A 23,725-nucleotide genomic window follows, 5' to 3' on the forward strand; every position below is an offset into this window, starting at 1 on the left:
CGGCGCAGCGATCGAGAGGGTATCGGGAGCCGCGGCATCCGGCGAACGGACGCCGCCAGGAAGGGGGCAGCCGTGAACCGGAACATGGTGACGGCGTTCCTCTCGACGGCCAGCAGTCGGCTGGTCGTGCTGGGGGCGTCGCTCGTGTTGACGCCGGTGTTCATCAACGTCCTCGGCTTCGAACTGTACGGCCGGTACGGGACGCTGATGGCGATGTTCAGCCTCGCGACCATCTTCATGAGTTCGGGCATCAACAGCGGGACCCGGAAGTTCCTCGGCGAGGAGCGCGACTACGACGAGTGGAAGGACCACGTCTTCGGCTACTACTTCCGACTCGGGACGGTCCTGGCACTCCTCACCGCGGCGGCGTTCGTCGTCGCGGCGGAGACGGGGCTCGTCGCGCAGACACTCGGCGAGGGGTACGTCGCCGGCGTCTACGGCCTCGCGGGGGTGACCATCGCGGTGCAGTTCCGGGAGTTCTCCCGACGCTCGCTGATGGGGCTGAAGCTGGAACACCGGTCGGAGCCGCTCCGGGCGCTCGTCCGAGTGGGTGCCCGCGTCGTCCTCATCGGTATCGTCGCGCTCGGCTTCGGCATCGCCGGGATGATGGCCGGACTGGCCGCGGTGAACCTCGTCGTCGCGCTGCTGGCGCTGTGGTTCCTCCGCAACCACCTGTCGCTGTCGGCGGTGCTCAGTCGGACCCCCGACGGCTTCCCCACCCGGGAGCTGTTCAGCTTCAACCACCTCTCTATCGTCTACTTCTTCCTGCTCACGACGATGTACCACGTCGACGTGCTGTTGCTCGCGGCCACGAACGCCGTCGGCGAGGTCGGCGTGGGCCACTACAAGTCGGCTCTCGTCGTCAGCCAGTTCCTCTGGTTCGTCCCGCGGTCGGTGCAGTCGATCATGATGCAGTCGACCTCGAGTCTCTGGGCCGACGAGCGGTACGAACAGATCACCCAGATCGCCTCGCGGGTGACGCGGTACGCAATGCTGGTGGTGGTGTTGCTCGCCATCGGTGTCGGGGCGCTCGCGACCGACTTCGTGCCGCTGTACCTCGGCGCGGACGCCACGCCGGTCGTCGCGCCCCTGCTGGTGTTGCTCCCGGGGACGGTCGCCTTCGCGGCCGCACGCCCCATCGTCGCCATCAGCCACGCGAAGGGCGACACGAAGCCGCTCATCGCCGCGACCGGCGTCTCGGCGCTGGCGAACTTCGGACTCAACCTGCTGCTCATCCCGCGGTTCGGCCTCGTCGGGGCGGCCGCGGCGACGACCGTCGGCTACGCCTCGCTCCCGGTGACACACACTGTCACCGCGCGGTATCTCGGCTATCGACCGTTCGCGGACGCGCGCCCGCTCCGGGTGCTGGTGACGGCTCTGATCGCGGCGGTGCCCATCGTGCTGTTGGCCTCGACCATCGAGTCGAGTCTGCTGGCGCTGGCTGTCGTCCCGCCGGTCGGCTTCCTCGTCTACGTCACGATGGCGTTCGTCACCGGCGCGATGGACGTAGACGAGACACTCGACGTACTCACCTCGCTCCCGGACCCGATCGGGTCGCGGGCGACCAGCCTCCGCGAGGGACAGGGGACGGTAACGACGACGGGAGGCCCGGTCCAGAGCGCCGCGACCGGCACGTCCGGCGGTGGAGTCGTCCACTGGGCGGGGCGGAACCGCGACACGCTCCAGCGTCTCCTCCTCGTGTTCGGCGTCCTGCTCTCGATCTCCGGCGTCGCGCTGGCGATCGGGATTCCGGGCGTCCCGACAATCGACGTCGACCCGCAGGTCCCGACCCCGAACGGGACGGCGACCCCGGCCCCGACGACGCCGGGCGGACCGACCGCCACGCCGAACGGGACGGGGACGACTTCGACGGCCTCGCCGACCGAGACGGAGACGACGCCGACCGCCACGCCGAACGTGACCACGACGACCGACACGCCGCCGCCCTCGGAGACGAGTACGGCGACGGAGACGGACACCGGGACCCGGACGCCCACGGAAACCGAGCGTCGGACGCCCACGGAGACGGCGACTCCGACTGCGACTCCGGCACCGACTCCGACCGAGACCACCACGCCGACAACGACTCCGACCGAAACCGCCACGCCGACAGCAACTCCGACCGAAACCGCCACACCGACAGCGACACCGACCGAAACCGCCACGCCGACCACAACGCCGAATAGGACGGTGACACCGACCGAGACGGCGACTCCGACCGAGACCGCCACCCCGACCACAACGCCGACCGAGACGGCGACACCGACCGAGACCGCCACACCGACAGCGACGACGAGCACCGGCACTGCTACCCCGACGGGCACCAGCACGACTACGACGACCCCGACCGCGACGAACACCACAGAACTGAACACCTCGACCGGAGACCAGACGACGTCGACCACGGCAGTGGGCGGAACCGAGTACGTCCTCGGGAGCCTGACCGGACTCGTTCTGCCGACGCGGAACCCGCTGGGTATCCACATCTTCTTCCTCGGAGCGGTCGGTCTCCTCGTGGCACGCGCTCGGGGGTGACGGGCCGACCCGTCACAGTCAGTCCGTCTCGGCTAGCTCGGAGAGGTGAGCCCCACCGATTCGACGCCTCCACCGGTGAGCGACGGGTCGAGTGACGGGCGAGTAGGAGGGCTAGCCGGCGGCAGACCGGACGGGGGCAGTCGAATCGAGACGAGGAAAACGAGAATGTCGTCGGCTCGGAGCGAATCGGGAGAGGAGAGGGTCGCGTCGATCAGGGGGCCGACGTCACTTGGCGCTCGGTCTCGTCGAGCACGTCGCGGTAGAGGTCGGCGATGTCCTCACAGACCGTTTCCCACGTGAATCGATCCGCGTAGGCGGCGATTGCCGCGCGGTCCCAGTCGGCCGCGAGCGCGGTCGCGAGCGTGTCCGCGAAGCGGTCGTGGTCGCTCGGATCGTCGACGAGGACGCCGTACTCCTCGTCGGCGACGACCTCCTCGCTCCCACCGTTCCGCGCGGCGACGACCGGCGTCCGGCAGGCCATCGCCTCCAGTTGCACCACACCGAAGCTCTCGCTCCGACTCGGGTGGGCGAACACGTCGGCCGCGTTCATCCAGTCGTTCAGTGCCTCCTCTTCGACGTAGCCGAGGAAGGTGACGTGGTCCGCGACGCCGAGGTCGGCGGCGAGCGACTCCAGGTCCTCGCGCATCCCGCCGTGACCGCCGACGACGACCTGTACGTCCGGGACCGCCTCGACCAGTTTCGGGAGTGCCCGGACGAGGTGGTCGTACCCCTTCCGCGGGATGAGCGTCCCGAGGCCGAACACCAGCGACGTCTCGGGGTCGACGCCGAGTCGCTCCCGGGCCGCGTCGCGCGGCACGCGGCGGAAGGCGGCCGAGTCGTAGCCGTTCGGGACGTAGACCACGTCGTCGTTGTACGGGTCCAGCCGGGTGCGGTCCTCGCGGTTCACCCGGATGAGCCGGTCGGCCGCCTCCCAGGCCGTCTCGATGCGGTCGTGGTCTGCCGTCAAGAGGTCCTCGTACCACTCGGGGTTGGCGTGGACCGTGAGCAGGTACGGCACGCCGAGGTCCCGCTTGAGTCGTGCGCCGACGTACCCCGCCGTCCACGTCATGTGGGCGTGGACGAGGTCGAACTCCACGTCGAGGTCTGCGACGATACCCGACACCTTGCGAGCGTGCTGGCGGCCGAGCAGTCGCTCGCGGTGGACGTCGAGCGGGAGGTAACACAACGGCGTCTCGTGGACGGTGACGTTCGCGGGGACGTCCGAACGGTCGACCTTCACCGCGCCGCTGTACGGTTCGGCCGCCTCGACGGAGAGGCTGGCCGCGATGTCGGCGAAGCGGTTGTACCGGACGAACACGTGGACGGAGCCGACGTGGTCGGCCAGCACGTCGACCTGTGCCTTGACGAATCGGTTGTACTCGTGGGCGACGACGAGCAGGTCCGCCGTCGCGAGTCGGTCGGGAGGCATTGCCTCGTCGTCGGCGACGGACGACCCTTATTATCGGTCGCGTAAGCCGGGAGCGGGGTCCGGCCGACGGCTCACGCCGGTGGGAACGAGGTCTCGTGGACGAACAGCCCGTTGACGCCCTTGTCGTTGTAGCCACCGTAGAGGACGCTGTCGTCGATGACGACCTCCGTCCCCTCGGCGTACAGCTTCATCGCCTCGAAGCCGTCGTACGACCGGGCGGTGATGCCGTCGTAGAACGTCCGGCTCCCGACGTTGATGATCGGGTGGTGCGTGGACGTGTAGGTCCCGCCGTTCACCAGGCAGTCGTCGCCGATGACCTCCAGACAGCGGCGATACTCGTCGCCGGGTTGGTCGACCGTGAGGTTCTCCAACCGGCAGTTGGCCCGCTCGACGCGGATCGCCTCGCGGGCCCCCACACCGGGCGCGTCGCCGGTGATGTGGAGGTCCTGTAGCAGGACCGTCGCGTCGTCGACGGTGTTCCGCCCCTCGACGTAGACGGCGTTGCTCCCGCCGTGTGTCTCGACGTCGGTCCCGACGACCTCGACGCGACCGGCGTCCCGCGAGACGCGGAGTCCCCGCTCCGGGGTCGCCGGGCCGAGGTAGAGACTGCTGTTCTCGATACGCGCCGTCTCCACGTCGTCGAGGACCCGGATGGCCGCGCCGTTCGGGTCGGTGAGTTCGACGGTCGTGTCGGCGACGAGGAGGTCGGACCCCTCGTCGATGCGGATGCCGCGCTGGTTCGCTCCGTCGATGGCCTCGTCGACAACGACGGTCGCGCCCCGGATCGAACTCCCGTGGCCCATCAACCGGATCGAGGCGACGTTGCTGTTCTTGTAGGTCCCGCCCTCGACGTGGACGGTCCCGTTGGCACCGGAGATGTAGAGGCCGTTGTCGGGGAACGGGCCGAGTTCACAGTCGACGACGCGGAGCGTCCCTGCGTGGCGCGGGTCGACGAGCATCCCGGTCGGTCCGGTCCAGATGTCGCCGATCGTGTCGTCGGAGAAGGCACCGCCGTCGGGGGCGCGGAACCGCTCGACGACTCCGGTCCCGGCCGCGCGGGTCACGGAGAACAGCGCGGGGCCGAGCGTGCCGGTGTCGTGTTGGCCCGCGATGGTGACGTCGCGGACCTCCAGCCCGTCCGTGACGTAGGTCTCGATAGCTCTGAGTCCCGTGTCCGGGGCGGTGAAGTCGAACGTGAACCCCTCGAACAGCAGGTCGGTCCCCGGGTTGTAGATGACGCCGAGTCGGAAGAACCGGGCGCTCTCGGTGAACTCGCCCTCGGTGACGGTGCTCTCGGAGACGGCGTCGATGCGCCCGTGGAAGAGAGTGGCGTTCGGGCCGTAGAAGCCGAGGTTGGTGAACCCGGTGTGGCGGAACTGGTGGTCCATCCGGTACCGACCCTCGGGGAAGACGACGAGCGTGTCGTCGTCGACGACGTCGTAGAGCACCTCGTGGACGCTCTCGCCGCCGGTCGGGTCGGCACCGGCGTCGACGATGTCGACGACAGTGCCGAATCGGTCCAGGTACGCCTCCGGGAGGTCGACGTCGGTCACGTCAGCGGTCGCCGACCCGGTCGTCCCGAGCACGCCCGCGAGGCCGACGGCGGCGAGACCGCCGAGATACGCCCGGCGGGTCGTCCCGACTCGGTCGCGGTCGTCTGTGGTCGGCGGCGGCGACGACTGACTCGTCTGTGAACTGCGCTGTGAATCCATATCGGAGGAGAGACACGGCACCGCCGATAGCCTCCTGCTTCATATGTACAGTGTATATATCCGAATCCTATCTGGTACGTAAAAGAGACGTATCCGACGAACGATCAGCGACCGTCCTCGTAGGTGTCACCCGTGATCTGCAGTTCCAGTGCCTCGTTGTCCTCGAGGTCGAGGACCGTCCCGGCGAGGAAGAACGCGAGTCCGACGACGAAGCCGAGTACCCACCGGCCCGTCCCACCTGACTCCGACCGCGAGAGGCCCGCGACGGCGGTCCCGACGGCCGCAACACCGGACAGCAGCGTCCCCACGAGGTAGAAGGCCGCGAGCGGGTGGAAGTCGCGCAGGAGGTACTTCTGTTTCAGTCGCCACAGGAAGTTCCGGAGCAGCATCAGCGAGACGCGCGGGACGTACTCGTCGTAGCTGATGTGGCTCTTCCAGTCCTCGTCGTCGTAGACGTACTCCGCCGAGTGGGAGACGTCCGCCACGCGAAGGTTCTCGACGTTCAGCTTGACGAGCAAGTCGTTGCAGTAGCCGTAGTACTCGTACATGTTCTCGATGTCCGCTGTCTCCAGCGCCTCACGTGAGATGGCGGTGTAGCCGTTCTGCGGGTCCATCGTCTTCCAGTACCCGCTCGCGACCTTCGTGAGATACGAGAGGACCGCGTTCCCGACGAGCCGGAACCGTGGCATGGCGTCGAGTTGATCCGTCCGCATGAACCGGTTTCCCTTCGTGTAGTCGGCGTCGCCCTCGGCGATTGGGTCGATGTACTTCGTCAGGATGTCCGGATCCATCTGCCCGTCGCCGCCGAGAACGGCCGTGATGTCGACGCCGTCTTCGAGTGCCTGCAGGTAGCCGGTCTTCAGCGCCCCTCCGACGCCGCGGTTCTCCTCGTGCTGGACCGGGACGACGAGGCGGTCGAAGCCGGTCGCCTCGGAGTCGTGGCCTTCGTTTACCGCCGCGGCGTGGTCACAGATCTCTTCCCACGTCCCGTCCGTCGAGCCGTCGTCGACGACGTACGCCACGTCGACGAACCCCGGGATCGTGTCGATCACCTCGCCGACGAAGCCCTCCTCGTTGTACGCCGGGACGACGACGCCGATCGTGTTGTTCTTGTACATCGTTCAGTGTCTGGCAGTCCACGAGCAGCGTCGTTATTATGCGGCACGTAGCAGTGCGGGGGGATTCACTCTCGGACGCGGTCGGGCGGCGTCGGCTCCTTACCTCCGTCATAATAACGCCGGCGCGGGCGGGACGTCGGGGACACGAGTGAGTCCAGCCACCGAGGACGCCGTCCGACCCATCTACGTCGAACTGGAAGTGTCCCACCCCGACCTGCCGCTCGCCGACCTGATGGAGACGCTGCCGGCGACCACGCTCGAGTTCGAGTTCCAGCCCGCGACGGCGGCGCTGACCGGCGGCTTCCTCACCGTCGTGGGAACCGACTCGAAAACCGTGAGAGCGGCGCTGGACGACGATCCCACGGTTGGCGAGGTGTTGCTGCTCGGTCTCATCGACTCCCAACTCGTCTACCGCATCACCGTCGGCGACTGCGTTCCCCTCCTGCCGCCGGACGCGACCGACCGCGGGATCCGGGTGCTCCACGCCGGCACCGAGAACGGCGCGTGGCGACTCCGGTTGCACTGTCCCGACCGGAGCGTACTCGAGGCGCTCCGGCGACACTACCACGACAACGGGGTGTCGTTCCGCATCAAGCGTCTCCACGACGCCCGCACGACACGCGGCGCGCCGAGTGTCACGCTGTCCCCGGTCCACCGGGAGACGCTGACGATCGCCTACGAGGCGGGCTACTTCGACGTGCCCCGCAACGCCACGCAGAGTGAACTCGCCGAGCGACTCGGCCTCTCCCGGTCCGGGGTCTCACAGCGGCTCCGTCGAGCGACGGCGGCGCTGGTGGAACAGCTTTTGCTTCAGTGATCGACCACGGTGGCACTCGTCGGGCTCTCCTGCGTCAGTAAACGACCACGGCGACACTCGTCGGGCTCTCCTGCGTCAGTGACCGGCGTCAGGCCTCGGGGTAGCGGTTCCCCGAGAAGACCGAACCGTCGATACCGCGGCCGGTGTACCCGCCGTAGAGCGTCGATTCGAGGACCTCCGTGTCGGCGGTGCCGGCGGCGAGTTTCAGTCCGGGCGCACCCGTGGTCGAGCGGCTGGTGATGCCCTCGAACCGGGTGCCGTCGGCGTCGTTCACCACCGGGACGTGCTCGGTCTCGTACTCGCCCCACTTGACGTAACACTCCTCGCCCAGAATCTTCAGCGCTCGGCGGGACGCGCCGCCGCTCTGCTGGACGTCGAGGCGGTCGACCGTGGTGTTGCCGCGCTCGACGCGGACGGCGTGGCGGCCGACGGAGCCGTCGCCCGTGCCGGTCACCGTGGTCCTGAGCAGCCACACTTGGTCGGCGTCCGGGCCGCTAGGCCCGGCGACGTAGATGGCCTGCCCGGGAGCGTCGAACTGAATCTCGGTGTCGAGCACGTCGACCCGACCGGCGTCCCGGTCGATGGAGACACCGCGAGCGGCCTCGTCGCCGCGGACGACGATCCGGCAGTCCTCGATACGGGCGTGGTCGACGGCCGACTGCACGGAGAGACCCCAGTCGTTCGGTTCGTCGAGGTAGACCGTCGTGTTCGCGACGCGGTTGTACCCGTCGCCGTCGAGGCGGATGGCGCGCTGAGCCTCGTCGAGCGGGCGGGCCTCGTCGACGACGACAGTCGCGTCGAGGACCGCCGAGCCGTCGCCCGAGAGGCGGATGCTGGCGACGTTACTGTTCTCGTAGTAGCCGCCTCGCACCACCACCCGTCCGGTGTCGCTCGAGACGTAGAGCCCGTTGTCGGGGAACGCCCCCAGCGTGCAGTCGCGGACGACGAGGTCGCCGACGTGGTACGGCGAGACGATGAGGCCGGTCGGCCCGACCCAGATGTCACCCGGCGTGTCGACCGAGAAGGCCCCGCCGTCGGGCGCGTTCACGTTCCGAATCTCCCCGTCGCCGTCGGGGTCGGTCACGTCGAAGAGGAACGGGCCGAGACGGCCGCTGTCGTGGGGGCCGAGGACGTCGACGTCCCAGACCCGGAGTCGGTCGTCGACGTGCGCCTGGAGCGCGCGCAGTCCCGTGTCTGGTGCGGTGTAGTCGAAGTCGAACCCCTCGACGAACAGGCGGCCGCCGGGGTCGTCGGGGACCCCGAGTTTGAACAGGCAGTTGCGGGGGTAGTCCGCCGTCGGGACGACGGTGGCGTCGTCGCCACGGAGTTCGAAGTCGTCGAACCCGGTGTGTCGGTACCAGTCGTCGAAGAGATACCGGCCCGGCGGGAATGCGAGCGAGTCGCCGTCGTCGACCGGAATCTCGTCGAGTGCGTCCGAGACCGGCTCTGTCCCCGTGTTGTCGACGCCGTAGTCGGTCACCCGAAGCCAGTCCCCGGACCCGCGTGCCGTCCCGGCGACCCCGAGCGTGGTCACGATCGCGCCGAGCGCGGCGCGTCTCGATACCGTCCGCCGTCGTGGTGTCTCGTCCATCGGTTCGTCTCTTCCCCGGGCCCATTTACAAGCATTTTCGCGGTGTAGAATGATGTTCCGCTGTCAGACCCTGCGACTCAACGCCGGCCGTCGACGTCGCCGCGGAGCCAGTGGACGCCGGGCGCGCCGTCGGCCGCCCACAGCAGGACGACGGCGACGAGGACGCCGGCGTACCCGAGCGCGAGCGCGAGGTGGTCCGGCTGTGTCGCGGTCGCGAGGAACTCCCCGAAGTACGACCCGGCGCGACCCAGCAGCGACCGGTCGACCGTGTAGGGCTCCTGGGCGGCGGCGGGCCACAGGAGTTTCGAGAGCACGGGACCGTCGGCCCGGAAGGCGAGCACGTCGCCGAGCAGGTGTGAGGCGTAGCCGACGGCGAACGCCGCGCCGGGCGGCCCGTGTCCGCGCCGCCACGCGAGGGCGGCCAGCGCCGCCACCAGCGGGGCACCGACGAACAGGGAGTGGGCCGGGCCGTAGCCGGTAGCCGTGACCCCGAGGGACCACGACAGTGGTTTGTCGACGAGGTCGGGGAGGACCGTACCGACCCCGAGTGCGACCGCTTCGGCGTCACCGACCCGGTGGTCGCCGGCCAGCCGAGTCAGGACCGAGTACCAGAGGTAGCCGAAGGCGAGGTGTTCCCAGGGCCACATCAGTCTGTCACCACCGGGGCGTCGAGCGACTCGCTCCCGCTGCCGGTGCCGAGGGTCAGGTGGACGACGCGGTAGGCGTTGTCGCGGGTCGGGTCGGCGGGCGCGTCACCGCGGTAGACCAGAAACGAGAGGCGACGCTGTGACCCGGAGACCGCAGGGCGGACCTGAGGCTCGACGTGCCCGGTCTCCCCCGCGGCGACGGTCGTCGTCGTCCGGGAGAGGACGGCCCGGTCCGTCACCTCGGTCCCGTTCGGCGTCCGGTCGAGACGCGCGAGCGTGGCGACGACGGTGTACCGGTGGTCCTGCCCCTCGTGGTTCTCCAGCGCGACCGTGACGGGGGTGGAGGTCCCGCCGTCGAGCGTCCGCGGGTAGTCGTCGGCGACGTACTCGCCGTCAGCGGTCTCGGTGACGACGGCGACTTCGGTGAACGAGGGGCCGCCGGCCTGGGTCGTCACGGCCGCGAGGCCGAGGCTGCTGGCGAAGACGACGAGGCCGACGACGACGAGCGCGTTGGCTGCAAACGGGATCGTGTCGTCGGCGCCGCTGTCGCCGAGCATCGTCCCGCCGGTCCGGGGGTCGGACGGCCACGCGACGGACAGCGACGGGAGACCGGCCCGTTCGCCGGGGTCGGACAGTGCACGGCGGGTGAACGCGACGGCCGTCCCGAGGAGCGTCAGGGCGAAGACGCCGAGCGCCACGAACGGGCCGTCGAGCGGGAGGCCCACGACGGTGACGACGAACGCGACCCCGGCGACGAGCGTGACGCTCGCTGCGACCGACAGCGCGATCCGGACGGAGAACAGCAACCCGGTCGCGTTCGCAGATCGGTCGGTGACCGTCGTCGAGCGCGCCATGTCGTCCGAGTCGGGCGGCGACCGGCGCTCGGGGAACAACGCGGCGACGAGTGCGTAGCCTGGGAGGAGGACGACGAGTGGGACGACGAGGGCCGCCCGGAGCGGCGCGAACGGGAGTGGGGCGAGCGTCCCCGCGAGTGCTGCGACCGCGGCCGCGACGACGAGGAAGAGGTCCGTCTTCCAGCGACGTGGAGAGGTGGTCATCGACGCTCCGTTGCCGAGGCCGACACTAAAAACGTGGAGACGGTTGTCGCCGAAGAACGACGGTGAACGGTCTTAGCACCCGTCTAAACGCCGATCACACTCGAACGACGAGCGCGGGCGTGACCGGGCGAGGCCCCACCGACGGGGTGAGTCGTCGACCGCGTCACCCCCAGACGGGGTGAGTCGTCGGCCGTGTCACCCACAGCGACGGCGGTCGTCGGTTACCGGGCCGATAATAATGGCCGGGCGGTGGCTCTCTCCGGCCGATCCGGAGTTCTCGCTCCGAGGAGGCTACGATGCGAACCAGAACATCACTCACGATACTGCTCGCCGCGACGCTCGTACTGATCGCCGTCGTCCGGTCTTCGACGGACGAACCGGACGCACCGACCGAGAGAGCCGACGGACGGACACGATGATACGCTACGTCACCGGCCACGACTGCGACATCGACGACGACGTGACGCTCGGCTACGGCGACGACGCCGGACAGACCGTCGTGGGCGACCGTGCCCGTATCCGCTCCGGTACCGTCGTCTACGGCGACGTCGACATCGGCGACGACCTCACCACCGGCCACGACGTGGTGGTCCGAGAGGACACCAGCGTCGGCGACGAGGTGGTGCTCGGGACGAAGACGGTCGTGGACGGCACCACCGACATCGGCTCGAACGTGAGCCTCCAGAGCCGGGTGTACGTGCCGACGAACACGACCGTCGGGGACCGGGTGTTCGTCGGGCCCGGTGCCGTCCTGACGAACGACCCGCACCCGGTCCGACGGGACGCCGACCTCGCCGGGCCGACGCTCGAACGGGACGCCTCCGTCGGCGGCAACGCGACCGTCCTCCCCGACGTGACGGTCGGCGAGGGGGCGTTCGTCGCCGCCGGTGCCACCGTCACCGAGGACGTGCCGCCAGAGACGCTCGCGGTGGGGACGCCGGCCGAGCACAGGCCACTGCCGGCGACGCTCGAAGGGGGGAACCTGCTGTGAGCACCCAGACGACCGTCGAGGCACTCTACGGGAGCGTCGCACCGGTCGCGGACCAGCGCGAGGCGTTCACCTCGGGCCGGATTCCCGTCGGCGTCTACGGTCTCGGCAAGATGGGCCTCCCGCTGGCGGCGGTCTACGCCGAGACGACGGGCAACGTCACCGGTGCCGACGTGGACCCGGCCGTCGTCGAGTGTGTCAACGACGGCCACTCACACGTCGTCGGCGAACCTGGGCTCGACGCGCTCGTCGGCGAGACGGTCGAGGCGGGGGCACTCTCCGCGGAGACCGACCCGGCCGCAGTGGCCGAGGACGCGCGCGTTCACGTCGTCATCGTCCCGACGCTCGTCGACGACAAGACGCCCGACCTCTCCATCGTCCGCTCGGTCGCCGAGGACGTCGGCGCGGGGCTGGACGCGGGCGACCTCGTCGTCTTCGAGTCGACGCTCCCGCCCCGCTCCTGTCGGGACGAACTCCTGCCCGTCCTCGAAGCCGAGAGCGGACTCGAACTCGGCGAGTTCGGTCTCGCCTTCTGCCCGGAGCGCACCCACTCCGGGCGCGCGCTCGAGGACATCAGGGGTGCACACCCGAAGGTCGTCGGCGGGGCGGACGCCGAGAGCACGCGGGCCGCGAAACTCGTGTACGACGAACTCGCCGACACCGACCTCGTGACCGTCTCGGACACGACGACGGCGGAGGCGGTGAAGGTGTTCGAGGGGCTCTACCGCGACGTCAACATCGCGCTGGCGAACGAACTCGCCACCCACGCCGACGCACTGGAGATCGACGTGACGGAGGCCATCGCCGCGGCCAACACCCAGCCGTTCTGTGACATCCACACCCCCGGTGCCGGCGTCGGCGGCCACTGCATCCCGTACTACCCGTACTTCCTCACCGACCCGTTCGACGTGCCGACGCCCCTGCTGGAGACGGCCCGGGCGGTCAACGACGGGATGCCGACGTACACCGCGGAACTGGCGCTGACCGGCCTGCGCGACGAGGGGGTCGACCCCGCGGACGCGACCGTCCTCGTCGCCGGGTTGACCTACCGTGCCGGCGTCGCAGAGACGCGCAAGACGCCGGCACTCCCGATCGTCGAGCGACTCGCGGAGGCGGGCGCGACCGTCCTAGCGACCGACCCGATCCTCGACGACACGAGCGAGTTCTCGGTGGCGGGCGCGACGGTCGTCGACGCACCGACCGACGCCGACCCGGACGCGGTCGTGCTGGTCACGGCACACGAGGAGTTCCGCGACCTCGACGTGCCGACGCTGGCCGGCGACGGCCGCCTCGTCCTCGTCGACGGGCGGCAGGCGCTGACCGAGTACCGTGGCCACGAGTCGGTGCGGTACGAGGGGGTGGGTCTCCATGACTGACACGGTCTGTGTCGTCGGCCTCGGCTACGTCGGCCTGCCACTCGCGGTGCAGTTCGACCGCGCGGGGAAGGCCGTCGTCGGCTTCGACGTCGACGAGGCGAAGGTCGACGGCTTCACCGACGGCGTCGACCCGACCGACGAGGTCGGCGACGAGGCCGTCGCGACGTCCAGCGTGCAGTTCACGACCGACCCGACGCTCGTCGGCGACGCCGACTACGTCGTCGTCACCGTCCCGACGCCGGTCGACAGCAGTCAGACGCCCGACCTCGGGTTCGTCGAGTCGGCCGCCGAGACGGTCGGGAGACACATGCGACCCGGCACGACCGTCGTGCTGGAGTCGACCGTCTACCCCGGCGCGACCGAGCAGGTGCTCGTGCCGGCGCTCGAACGCGAGTCCGGCCTGACGCGGGGCGAGGACTTCTCCGTCGGCTACTCGCCCGAGCGTGCCTCGCCGGGCGACACCGGGCGAGGCGTGCGGGACGTGGTGAAGGTGGTCGGTGCGGACACCGAGTCGGTCCGGGAGGACCTCGCGGACCTCTACGGGAGCATCGTCGACGCCGGCATCCACCGCGCGCCGGACACGGCGACGGCGGAGGCCTCGAAGGTGGTCGAGAACGTCCAGCGGGACATCAACATCGCGCTGGTGAACGAACTCGCCATCGCCTGTGACCACATGGACCTCGACACCGACGCGGTGCTCGAGGCCGCCGGGACGAAGTGGAACTTCCACGACGGCTACTCCCCCGGTCTGGTCGGCGGACACTGCATCCCGGTCGACCCGTTCTACCTCACCTACCAGTCGAAGCAGGACGGCTTCTCGCCGAAACTCGTCTTGCAGGCGCGCGAGGTGAACGAGTACGTGCCGGTCCACGCCGCCCGACAGGCGGTGAAGGCGCTGAACGACTCCGGGCGCGTCCTCCGGGACAGTCACCTGCTCGTCCTCGGCCTCTCGTACAAGCCGGGCGTCGGGGACATCCGGAGTTCGGAGGTCGACGCGCTCGTCGAGGAACTCCGCGAGTACGGCATCGACTGCACCGGCCACGACCCGCACGCCCCCGACGAGGCGTGCGCCGAGGTGTTCGACGTGCCGGTGACCGACGACCCCGACTTCGCCGACTACGACGGTGTCGTCGTCGCCACCGCCCACGAGGAGTACCGCGACATCGACCTCGCAGCCGTGGCCGACGACCTCGGCCCCGACCCGGTCGTCCTCGACGTGGGCGACGTGTTCGACACCGACCGGGCCGAGTCACTCGGCTACCACTACCGGGAGCTGTGAGATGCAGGCACTCGTCACCGTCCAGCACCCGGCACACGTCCACTTCTTCCGGCACGCCATCGGAGAACTCGAAGACCGTGGCCACGAGGTCCACGTCGCCGCGCTCGACAAGGACGTGGCGCTCTCGCTGCTCGACGCCTACGACATCGACCACACCGTTCTGGGCACCCGGAGTGGCTCGCTGGTGCAGGTGGCGCTGTCGCAGGCGACGATCGAGGCGCGACTGGTACAGCTCGCCCGGCGACTCGACCCCGACGTGATCACCGCCATCGGCGGTCTCACGGCCGCGCACGTCGGAGCCGCGCTCGGCATCCGCTCGGTCGTCTTCACCGACACCGAACACGCCCGGCTCTCGAACCGGCTCACGTTCCCGTTCGCCGACGAGGTCTGGACCCCCGACTGTTACTGGCACGACGAGGGCGCGGACCACCACCGCTACCCCGGGTTCCACGAACTCGCCTACCTCCACCCCGACCGGTTCACGCCGGACCCGGCGGTGCTGGAACGGCGCGGGGTCGACCCCGACGAGCGGTTCGTCGTCCTCCGACTGACCGGGTGGGACGCCGTCCACGACATCGGCGACAGCGGGTTAGACGGGCTCCCGGGGCTGGTTCGACAGCTCGAATCGCGGGGCGCGTCGGTGTACGTCACCGCCGAGGGCGAACTGCCGGACGCACTCGCCGACCGGGAACTGACGGTCGAGCCCTCGGAGATCCACCACCTGCTCGCCTACGCCGACCTCTTCGTCGGCGAGAGTCCGACGATGGCGACCGAGAGTGCCGTTCTCGGGACTCCGGCGGTCTACGTCCACAGCCAGCCACTCGGCTACACCGACGAACTGGCAGACTACGGCCTCCTGTGGGGGTTCCACGGCGACGACCGCAACGCCCGGGGGGCCGAACGTGCCCTCGAACTCCTCGACGCGGCCGACACGACCGACTGGGACGCCCACCGGGAGCAACTGCTCGCGGCGAAGGTGGACACGACCGACGTCGTCGTCGAGCGACTCCTCGGCGACGTGGGGGCGACCGGGACGGCACGGACTGCGACCGCACGGGCCGACGACTGACCGGCCGGCGGTCGCCGATCCGTTCGTCGTGTGGCCGTCTCGGGAGCCGAACTGTCCCTTAGCGCCCGTATAATAAGGGAGGCAGCCGCCCGCAGCGTCACCAATGATAGACGCGACCGACTCCGACACGACGGTCCTCGTGGCCGCTGCCGACGAGCCGTACGCCCCGACCGTCTGCCAGGCGCTCCGGGCGAGCGAGCACACCGACGTCCGACTCGTCGGAACCGCCGAGTCGTCGGGCGGCGTCTACGCCGACCTCGACACGTTCACCCCGACGGTACCGGCGGACCACGAGGACCTCGTCTCCGAACTGGTCGAGGTCGCCCACGAGGAATCGGTCGACGCTGTCTTCCCCCTCGGTCGTCCCGCTCGCCGGGCCGTCGCGCGAGCGAGACCGATCTTCGAGGACCTCCGGATAACGCCGGTTGTCGCCCCGCTCGACGGGGTGCTGACGGCGGCCGACGCCCAGCAGTGTCTCGACGCGCTCACGACCCGACAGCTAGCTCCAGTCCCCGACTTCGCACAGGTAACCGACGCGGACGAACTGCTCGGCGGAGCGCGCGCACTCGGCTACCCCGAGCGGAGCGTCGTCGTCCGCCTCTCCGGCGGCCGACGGATCGCTCTCGACCCCGACGGCCTCGACAGGACGGCCGTCGACGACCTGCCGGACGTCACCATCGACGACCTGCCGGACGAGCCGCTGCGACTCCAGACCGTCGCGGCCGTTCTCAGGGCCACCACCGACACGCGGAGGATGCAGGTGACCGAGGCACTCCCCGGGCCACGCCACGCCGTCGACGCGGTCGTCCGCGACGGTGATCTCCTCGCAGCCGTTCCCCAGACCGTCTCCCAGACGTCCGAGGGGAACGTCGTCCGTCACACCGAACCCGACGAGGCGTTGCTCGAGACGACCGCGGCTATCGCCGACGAACTAGACCTCGAGTACAACGTCGTCGCTCGCTTCGGGACGGGTCCGGACGGCACCCGGCGACTGGTCGGGGTCGTCCCGGGACTGGACGCCAGTGTCAGACTCTCGCTGGAGGCCGGGGTGAACACGCCCGGCGTCGCGCTCGCGGCAGCCTCGGGGCGCGGGCCGACCGCCCCCGACCCGATGACGTCCGTCACGTTGCGAGTCGACGAGACCAACCACTCGCCGTCGGTGGCGACACAGCGCTGAGACGGAGCCAGTATCGATGTCACGCACCACGTCGCTGTCCGGCCGGCTGTCGCGTCTCGACCTCGACGTTCTCGCGGCGGCGGCCGGGCTCCTGCTCGGAGTCGCGCTGCTCCCGCTCCAGTTGCTGTCGTCACAGATATTCATCGTCACACTCCCCATCGTCCTGGTGGCCGGCTCGGTGCTGTACCTGCTCGCCGCCCGACACACGGGGACGAACGACGGACTGCCGCAGCTCTCGCCGGCCGCACAGCGCGGGCTGGTCGGCCTCGTCTTCCTCGGACTCGGCGGGATGGTCGCGGCGGCCGCACTCGGCGGCGAGCGCACCATCGTCTTCATGGACCTCGCCGGGGTGGTGGGGGTCGCGCTGCTCGCACAGACGCTGTTCGCCGACGAACGGCACCTCAGTCCGGCGGTCGTGCTCGTGGAACTGCTCGCGTTCACGGCCGTCCTGCGGTTCGCGGCGACGTACACCGCCCCGGGGTACATCGGGGTCGACGTCTGGTCGCACACGACATTCGTCGAGCAGATTCTCGCGGCCGACGCGCTCGGTGCCATCCAGGAGAGCAAGTACTACGCCTCGCCGCTGTACCACCTGCTCACCGTCGCGACGGCGACGATGGGTGGACTGTCGGTGCGGAACGCGCTGTACCTCTCGCTGGGGGTCGCGATGGTGGTCGCGCCGCTGTTCGTCTACGGCACCGCCCGCCTGTTCGTCCCGGCGCGGTGGGCACTCGCCGCGGGCGTCCTGTACGCCGTCGCCGATCAGGCCATCCGCTGGGGTATCCACCTCATCCCGACGAGTCTCGGCCTGCTGTTCTTTCTCGCGTGTCTCTACTGTCTCGTCCGCGTGACCCACGCGAGCGACCACTGGCGGGGGTTCGGCCTCCTCGCCTTCTTCAGCACCGCCATCGTCCTCACCCACCAGCTCTCGTCGTTCATCATGCTGGTGTTGCTGGGTGGCGGGCTGGTCGCGCAGGTTCTGCTCCGGTTCGACCTCTTCGAAGACGACTCCGAACCGCTGGCCTTCGTCGGGGGCGCTGCCGGCCCGGTGAACATCGCGGGGCTGGTCGCGTTCGACTTCGGACTCATCCTGTTCACCTGGTCGCTGACGCCGTACAAGGGGGACACGTTCCTGGAGACCGTGCTCAACTACCTCTACATCAACCTGCTGCAGGCGGGCTTCCTCGACGGGGTGAGTAGCGGTGCCGGCGGGGCGAGTCAGGCCGGCGCACAGGAGAGCCAGCAGCTACTGGCGACGGTGTCGGCGTACGTCACCGAACTCGGCTTCCTGTTGCTCATCTTCGCCGGCTTCGTCGGCTGTCTCGCCCTGTTGAACCGGGCGCGAGCGAGTCAGTCCACCTACGCGCTGGTCGTCGCCATCTCGGCGATGCTGTTCGTCGTCCTCGGGTTGCCGCTGTTCGGTATCGAGAACTTCGTCCCGGGCCGCTGGATCGCGTTCCTCTACGCTCCGCTCGCGGTGGTCGGGGTCCTCGGCCTGCGCCACCTCGCGGCCCGGACGCCGACGACGGTGGCCGTCGCCGTCCTGCTGCTGTTGATCGCCGTCTACCCGAACGTGATGGTGCTCTCGAACGACGGCGCGATGGACAACCCGGTGTTCCCGGGCCAGCACGAGCGCCTCTCGTACACCGAACAGGAACTCGCCGCACTGGAGACGGTCGGCGACCTGAAGCCGCCCGACAGGTCGGAGAGCGAACTGTACACCGACGACCCGTACGGCACCGTGTGGGAGCGGACCGACACCCACCCGGCGGAGCCGTTACCGGCCCGCGACGGCCGGGTGATACCACAGGAGTTCACCGTCTACCGCAGCTACCAGTCCGAACACGCCTCGTACTTCGAGGCGAACGCGACGGGTGAGACGGCCGGCAGACCTGTGAACCTCGACCCACCGAAAGAGGAAGTCTGCCCGCCCGCCGCGAACTACGTCTACGCGAACGGACAGGTCACCGCCTGCACGCTCCCGAACTGAGACTGCGGGAGTACTCGGTCGAGAGGTACACGACTCGGGGCGGCCGGAGTCGCCCCACCGACCGCTCCGTCGCGTGCGACGCTCGCTCCGACGGTGGACGATCTCACACACAGAAGAGGGCGGACTCGTGAGCCGGCACGTCTGATCCCTGCGGAGTGTCAATCGGGTCGGGACGGTCCGTCTGTTCTCCCAGTCGGGACGATCCGTCTGTTCTCCCAGTCGGGACGGTCCGTCTGTTCTCCCGAGTCAGTCGCTGTCTGCTGCGCGCTCGAACTGTCGTCGGGTCGCCTCCGGGTTCAGCGTCGGTGCCGTGACCGTGTCGTCGTAGACGACGCGCGGGAACGTCGTGACGCCGACGCGCGGGGCCCGGTCGGCGGTCGCCTGCAGGGGCAGCGTGTAGCTCTTGGACTGTATCGCCTTCCGGACCTGCGCCACGCCGTCCACGTCGGCGGCGCGGGCGAACCGGACGAGCGTGTCGGTCGTCGCCCACACGTCCGCATCCTGCGGCTGGTTCTCGAACACGTGCGCGAAGTACGACCAGTAGGCGTCGGGGTCGACGTCCCAGACGGCGAGGCCGGCGCGCGTCGCCCGCGGCGCGTCCGGCCCGAGGCTCGGCTCGCCGTTCTCGTAGGCGACGGCGCGGTACTCCAGGGTGACCTCGCCCGGCGCGACGAAGTCGTCGACGAGCGTGCCCATCTGCCCGGCGACGAACTCGCGGGTGTAGGGACACTTCCAGTTCCCGTAGAGCGTGACCGTCTCGGCGGTGGTGCCCATCGTCGCGTACCGTGTCTCGGCTCCCCTGTTCGGGACGGTGGCCTCCGAGACACCGAAGTTCGGTTCCGTGACGGTGGGTGGCTCGGCAGTCTCCCGTGCCGCGTCTGTCGCCCGGTCGGTCGTCGTCCCGCCGGTCGGTGTCGCGTCGGTCGTCGTCCCGCCGGCCGTCGGCCCACCTGTCGTCGGCGGTCCGTCGGACTCGGCTCGGCTGACGAGACTGGCACAGCCCCCGAGGCTCGTCGTCGTCGCGACGCCGGCCAGCGAGAGCAACTGTCGTCGTGAGAGGTCGTCTGCATCCATGTGTCCTCGAAGACCGGCCTCACGCCCGTTATTATCGACCCTGTAAGCCGGTTACGACCGTTGTCTCCCGCGGACGGGTGGCGGGAAAGCGACCTTAGCCCGCTTATAGTAATGCGCCAACACCGACTTGGCCGGGCCACGGGAGGGTCGCGCGGTTCGACGACCCCCACCTCTGAGCCATGACACGAACGCTACGACAGACCACGACCGACACGCCCTCCGCATCGCTCTCGACAGCCGCCGTCACCTCGTCCGACCCCGACGCCGCCAGTCGAGCGGAGGGCGCCCGCTGATGTGTGGAATCATCGCCCACGTCGGCGATCGGCGGGCACTCGACCCGGTCGTCTCCGGCCTCGAGAAGCTCGAGTACCGCGGCTACGACTCGGCGGGTCTCGCCGTACAGAACGGTCACGGACTCGACGTCTGGAAGTGCTCCGGCGAGGTGTCGGAGCTGAAGGAGACGGTCGACGACGTCGAGACGAGCGCGAACGTCGGCATCGGCCACACCCGCTGGAGTACACACGGGCCGCCGACCGACAGGAACGCCCACCCCCACACCGACTCGGAGGGCCGCGTCGCCGTCGTCCACAACGGCATCGTCGAGAACTACGACGAACTCCGGGAGTCGCTCCGCGACCGTGGCCACGTCTTCACCAGCGACACCGACACGGAGGTCATCCCCCACCTCGTCGCCGCCTACCTGGACGAAGGGTACGACCCCCGTGCGGCGGTCGAGGCGAGTGTCGACGAACTCGAAGGGAGCTACGCCATCGCGGCCGTCGTCGAGGACGAGGAGGCAGTCTACGCGGCCCGTCAGGGGTCGCCCCTCGTGATGGGCATCGACGACGATCGCTACTTCCTCGCCAGCGACGTCCCGGCCTTCCTCGACCACACCGCCGAGGTGTGTTACCTCGAGGACGGCGACTTCGCGGCCGTCCGACCCGACGACGTGACGATCGAGAACGGCGACGGTGAGCGCGTCGAGCGCGACGTCGAACGGGTCGACTGGCAACCCGAGGAGACCGGGAAGGGCCAGTACGAACACTTCATGCTGAAGGAGATCTTCAGCCAGCCGACCTCGCTGAAGAAGACCATCGAGGGGCGCATCGACAGCGGGGCGGAGCCGGCACTCGAGGACATCGACGCGTCGACGCTCGCCGACGTAGAGCGCGTCCGACTCGTCGGCAGTGGCACGTCGTACCACGCCGCGCTGTTCGGTGCCGCGCTGTTGAACCAGTCGGGCGTCAGCGCCCGCGCGATCCGGGCCAGCGAGTACGACGTCAACACCGGTGACCCGGAGCCGAACACCCTGTTCGTCGCCGTCACCCAGAGCGGGGAGACGGCGGACACGCTCGGCGCACTCAGACGGGCCAAGCGGAACGGTATCGACACCATCGCGGTGACGAACGTCGTCCAGTCCACGGCCGCCCGCATCGCCGAGACGCCGCTGTACATCCGGGCCGGCCCCGAAATCGGCGTCGCAGCGACGAAGACGTTCTCCTCACAGGCCGTGATGCTGACCCTGCTGAGTCAGGTCGTCGCGGACGCCGCCGACGGAGCCTCGACCGTCGACGACGTCGAGCGACTCATGACGGACCTCGAACGGCTCCCGGAGTCGGTCGAGGAGGTGCTGGCGTCGAGCGACGCCGAGGCGGTCGCGACGCACTACCTCGGCAAGGACGCGTTCTTCTTCATCGGCCGCGGCATCGGCTGTTCGGTCGCCAAGGAGGGCGCGTTGAAGTTCAAGGAGATCACCTACGAGCACGCCGAGGGGTTCGCGTCGGGCGAACTGAAACACGGACCACTCGCGCTCGTCACCGAGGACACGCCAATCGTCGCGGTCTGTACCCGATCCGGCGAGCGGACGGTGAAGAACGCGATGGAGGCACAGACGCGGGGCGCCCCCATCGTCGCCGTCGCCCCCGCCGGCCACGAGGCCGTCTCGGAGGCCGACGCCCACCTGTCGGTCCCGGACGTCCACCCCGTCTGTCGGAGCCTGCTCGCGAACGTACAGCTCCAGTTGCTGTCGTATCACTGTGCGGCGACGCTGGGTCGCGCAATCGACAAACCCCGTAACCTCGCCAAGAGTGTTACTGTCGAATGACCGTCCTCCCGGGACATCCACCACCACGATGAACAAGGAACTGTTCGGCGTCTTCGGCGACAGAGCGGTGTTCGACGAGCACACCGCGACCGGGAGCTACGACTGGGTCCACGAGGGTGAACGGGCGACGGTCGCCGTCAGAGACCCCGCACTCGGGCTCCCGGGACGAACGGCCGCCTACGCGGACGAGCGCGGTGCCTGTCTGCTCTGGGGCGAGGTGTTGCCGCCGGACGGCGCGACGTCGCCGGTCGCCGAGCGGACACTCGACCGCTACGCGGCGGTCGGGACGGACGCCTTCGACGAACTGAACGGGTCGTACCTCGCGTTCGTCGAGTACGACGGCGAGGCCCTCGTCGCCACGGACCCCGTCCGGACGTGGCAGTGCTTCTACGCCGACACCTCGTACGGTCGCGTCTTCGGCACCGACCCGAAGCACGTCCTCGACACCGTCGAGGAGCCGTCGATCGACCCCCGTGGTGTCCTGGAGTTCGTCCACCTGAGCGTCGTGCTCGACGAACGGACGGCCTTCGAGGAACTCTCGCGGGCCCCCTTCGACGGCTACCTCACCGGCACCGGCACGGGGACACTGGACCGGTTCGTCTACGACCACACGGGAAGCGAGGAGGTAGACTGGGTCGGCGAACTGGCCGATCGACTGCGGCGGGCTATCCGCCGGCGGACCGTCTACCCCGGCAAGAAGGGACTCATGTTGAGCGCGGGGTACGACTCCCGGGTCGTCGCCGTCGAACATCCGCAACTCGACGTCTGCTACACGCTCGGTCGCGAAGGGCACCCCGAGGTGGACGTCGCCGGCGACGTGGCGGCCCAGTACGGCGTCGACCACGAGACGTTGCTGCTCGGAGACGACTACCTCAACACCGACGCCGAGACGATAGAGTACGGGATGGGTATCAACGAGTCCATCCACATCCACCAGGCGGGGTGTCTCGACGGGGTCGACGCCGACACCGTCTACCACTGTCTCTTCTTCGACACGCTGTTCCGTGGCCACTTCCTGCCGCGGAAGACGGTCGACGTGCTCGACTACAGCGTGCCACGACAGGGGCTGGAACCGGACCCCGACGTCACCGACACGCTCACCTCGAAGTTCGGCTACCACTCCACCCGCGACCGGGTTCTCTCGGAGTGTTTCAGCGAGTTCGGCACCAGCCGCGAGTTCACAGAGGGCGTGATTCAGGAGCAACTCGACAAGTGGGACGACCGGTACGAGAACGTCTACGACAGTATCGCCCTGCTCGGCATCCAGAACCAACCCACGCTGTCGTTCCACTACCACCTCAGCGACAACTTCATCGAGTCGTTCGTCGCCGCCGACACGGAACTGCTGGACTGGCACTGCCGGGCACCTCCGGACGTACGCTCGACGGAGACGTTCCGGGCCGCGCTCCGTCGTCTCGACGACGACATCTTCAGGCACCGGCCACCGAACCGCCCACACGACTCCTTCCGCAAGAACCAGATCGAGAAGTTCCTCCGGGCGCGACTCCCGTTCGTCGACACGTTCGAGCGACCGTGGCCCGACCTCGCGGAGCAGTACGAGGCGGAGTCGCTCGACACGAAACTGTTCCCCGGCTACCCGAGCGTCCACGAGTTGCCGGTCAGGATGAAGCTCCGCGTCAACGACATCGCGACGTGGATGGACGACCGGTTCGAGCACCGCACCGTCACCGCGAACGACGTTCTCTGTCCCGGCGGCGGCCCGCAGATAGAGTCGTGATCGCCGCGAAGCCTCTTCTCTCT

The 23,725-nt window shown here is 69.2% G+C and carries 18 protein-coding genes; 11 read left to right on the forward strand and 7 right to left on the reverse strand.

Translation table 11 applies throughout. The annotated features are described in order from the left end of the window. Positions 1 to 72: 72 nt before the first annotated feature. On the forward strand, positions 73 to 2,535 hold the full coding sequence (locus tag LI337_RS10750) for a lipopolysaccharide biosynthesis protein (protein WP_227229842.1): 2,463 nt from the start codon (positions 73 to 75) through the stop codon (positions 2,533 to 2,535). Positions 2,536 to 2,746: 211 nt separating this feature from the next. On the opposite strand, the gene LI337_RS10755 is transcribed toward LI337_RS10750, so the two are convergent. The 3 genes from LI337_RS10755 to LI337_RS10765 all read right to left on the reverse strand — a co-directional run bounded on the left by LI337_RS10755 (position 2,747) and on the right by LI337_RS10765 (position 6,794). Beyond that, positions 2,747 to 3,964 carry a glycosyltransferase gene (locus LI337_RS10755; protein ID WP_227229843.1) on the reverse strand — a complete coding sequence of 406 codons (1,218 nt, stop codon included), beginning with the start codon at positions 3,962 to 3,964 and terminating at the stop codon, positions 2,747 to 2,749. A gap of 71 nt (positions 3,965 to 4,035) precedes the next feature. After that, complete coding sequence (locus LI337_RS10760; RefSeq protein WP_227229844.1) at positions 4,036 to 5,676, reverse strand: hypothetical protein; 1,641 nt, start codon at positions 5,674 to 5,676, stop codon at positions 4,036 to 4,038. Positions 5,677 to 5,780: 104 nt separating this feature from the next. Further along, a complete protein-coding gene (locus LI337_RS10765) occupies positions 5,781 to 6,794 on the reverse strand; it encodes a glycosyltransferase family 2 protein (RefSeq protein WP_227229845.1) in 1,014 nt (337 codons plus the stop codon). A gap of 148 nt (positions 6,795 to 6,942) precedes the next feature. Here LI337_RS10765 and LI337_RS10770 point away from each other — a divergent pair, with 148 nt between their 5' ends. Then, positions 6,943 to 7,611 carry a helix-turn-helix domain-containing protein gene (locus LI337_RS10770; RefSeq protein WP_227229846.1) on the forward strand — a complete coding sequence of 223 codons (669 nt, stop codon included), beginning with the start codon at positions 6,943 to 6,945 and terminating at the stop codon, positions 7,609 to 7,611. Between the two features lie 88 nt (positions 7,612 to 7,699). Here LI337_RS10770 and LI337_RS10775 read toward each other — a convergent pair whose 3' ends face one another. The 3 genes from LI337_RS10775 to LI337_RS10785 form a co-directional block, all read right to left on the reverse strand. Further along, positions 7,700 to 9,202 carry a hypothetical protein gene (locus LI337_RS10775; RefSeq protein ID WP_227229847.1) on the reverse strand — a complete coding sequence of 501 codons (1,503 nt, stop codon included), beginning with the start codon at positions 9,200 to 9,202 and terminating at the stop codon, positions 7,700 to 7,702. A 77-nt stretch (positions 9,203 to 9,279) separates the two neighbouring features. Further along, positions 9,280 to 9,849, reverse strand: a complete 570-nt coding sequence (locus LI337_RS10780; RefSeq protein ID WP_227229848.1) for a metal-dependent hydrolase — start codon at positions 9,847 to 9,849, stop codon at positions 9,280 to 9,282. Beyond that, positions 9,849 to 10,907 (reverse strand): DUF1616 domain-containing protein, encoded by a 1,059-nt coding sequence (locus LI337_RS10785; protein WP_227229849.1) that lies wholly within the window; start codon positions 10,905 to 10,907, stop codon positions 9,849 to 9,851. Before LI337_RS10785 ends, LI337_RS10780 begins: the two co-directional genes overlap by 1 nt. 296 nt (positions 10,908 to 11,203) lie before the next feature. Here LI337_RS10785 and LI337_RS19915 point away from each other — a divergent pair, with 296 nt between their 5' ends. From LI337_RS19915 to LI337_RS10815, 7 genes are all read left to right on the forward strand, one after another. Next, complete coding sequence (locus LI337_RS19915; protein ID WP_264474995.1) at positions 11,204 to 11,326, forward strand: hypothetical protein; 123 nt, start codon at positions 11,204 to 11,206, stop codon at positions 11,324 to 11,326. Beyond that, positions 11,323 to 11,898 (forward strand): acyltransferase, encoded by a 576-nt coding sequence (locus tag LI337_RS10790; RefSeq protein ID WP_227229850.1) that lies wholly within the window; start codon positions 11,323 to 11,325, stop codon positions 11,896 to 11,898. The genes LI337_RS19915 and LI337_RS10790 overlap by 4 nt, the downstream gene beginning before the upstream one ends. Beyond that, the gene (locus LI337_RS10795) at positions 11,895 to 13,271 is read left to right on the forward strand and encodes a nucleotide sugar dehydrogenase (protein ID WP_227229851.1); all 1,377 of its coding nucleotides are present in this window, start codon (positions 11,895 to 11,897) and stop codon (positions 13,269 to 13,271) included. Before LI337_RS10790 ends, LI337_RS10795 begins: the two co-directional genes overlap by 4 nt. Then, positions 13,264 to 14,550: a nucleotide sugar dehydrogenase gene (locus tag LI337_RS10800; RefSeq protein WP_227229852.1), complete on the forward strand. Its 1,287-nt coding sequence runs from the start codon at positions 13,264 to 13,266 to the stop codon at positions 14,548 to 14,550. The genes LI337_RS10795 and LI337_RS10800 overlap by 8 nt, the downstream gene beginning before the upstream one ends. Before the next feature lies 1 nt (position 14,551). Then, positions 14,552 to 15,619 carry a DUF354 domain-containing protein gene (locus tag LI337_RS10805; protein ID WP_227229853.1) on the forward strand — a complete coding sequence of 356 codons (1,068 nt, stop codon included), beginning with the start codon at positions 14,552 to 14,554 and terminating at the stop codon, positions 15,617 to 15,619. 103 nt (positions 15,620 to 15,722) lie between these two features. After that, the gene (locus LI337_RS10810; RefSeq protein WP_227229854.1) at positions 15,723 to 16,796 is read left to right on the forward strand and encodes an ATP-grasp domain-containing protein; all 1,074 of its coding nucleotides are present in this window, start codon (positions 15,723 to 15,725) and stop codon (positions 16,794 to 16,796) included. A 16-nt stretch (positions 16,797 to 16,812) separates the two neighbouring features. Beyond that, entirely contained in the window at positions 16,813 to 18,786 is a 1,974-nt protein-coding gene (locus LI337_RS10815; RefSeq protein WP_227229855.1) for an ArnT family glycosyltransferase, read from the forward strand. A gap of 246 nt (positions 18,787 to 19,032) precedes the next feature. Here LI337_RS10815 and LI337_RS10820 read toward each other — a convergent pair whose 3' ends face one another. Then, entirely contained in the window at positions 19,033 to 19,860 is an 828-nt protein-coding gene (locus LI337_RS10820) for a DsbA family protein (protein ID WP_227229856.1), read from the reverse strand. Between the two features lie 292 nt (positions 19,861 to 20,152). Between LI337_RS10820 and glmS the strand changes: the two genes are divergently transcribed. Together glmS and LI337_RS10830 are read left to right on the forward strand one after the other, a co-directional pair. Continuing rightward, positions 20,153 to 21,964: a glutamine--fructose-6-phosphate transaminase (isomerizing) gene (glmS, locus tag LI337_RS10825; protein ID WP_227229857.1), complete on the forward strand. Its 1,812-nt coding sequence runs from the start codon at positions 20,153 to 20,155 to the stop codon at positions 21,962 to 21,964. A 28-nt stretch (positions 21,965 to 21,992) separates the two neighbouring features. Then, on the forward strand, positions 21,993 to 23,702 hold the full coding sequence (locus LI337_RS10830; RefSeq protein ID WP_227229858.1) for an asparagine synthase-related protein: 1,710 nt from the start codon (positions 21,993 to 21,995) through the stop codon (positions 23,700 to 23,702). Positions 23,703 to 23,725: the final 23 nt, after the last annotated feature.

The organism is Salinirubrum litoreum, assembly GCF_020567425.1.
Lineage (GTDB): Archaea > Halobacteriota > Halobacteria > Halobacteriales > Haloferacaceae > Salinirubrum > Salinirubrum litoreum.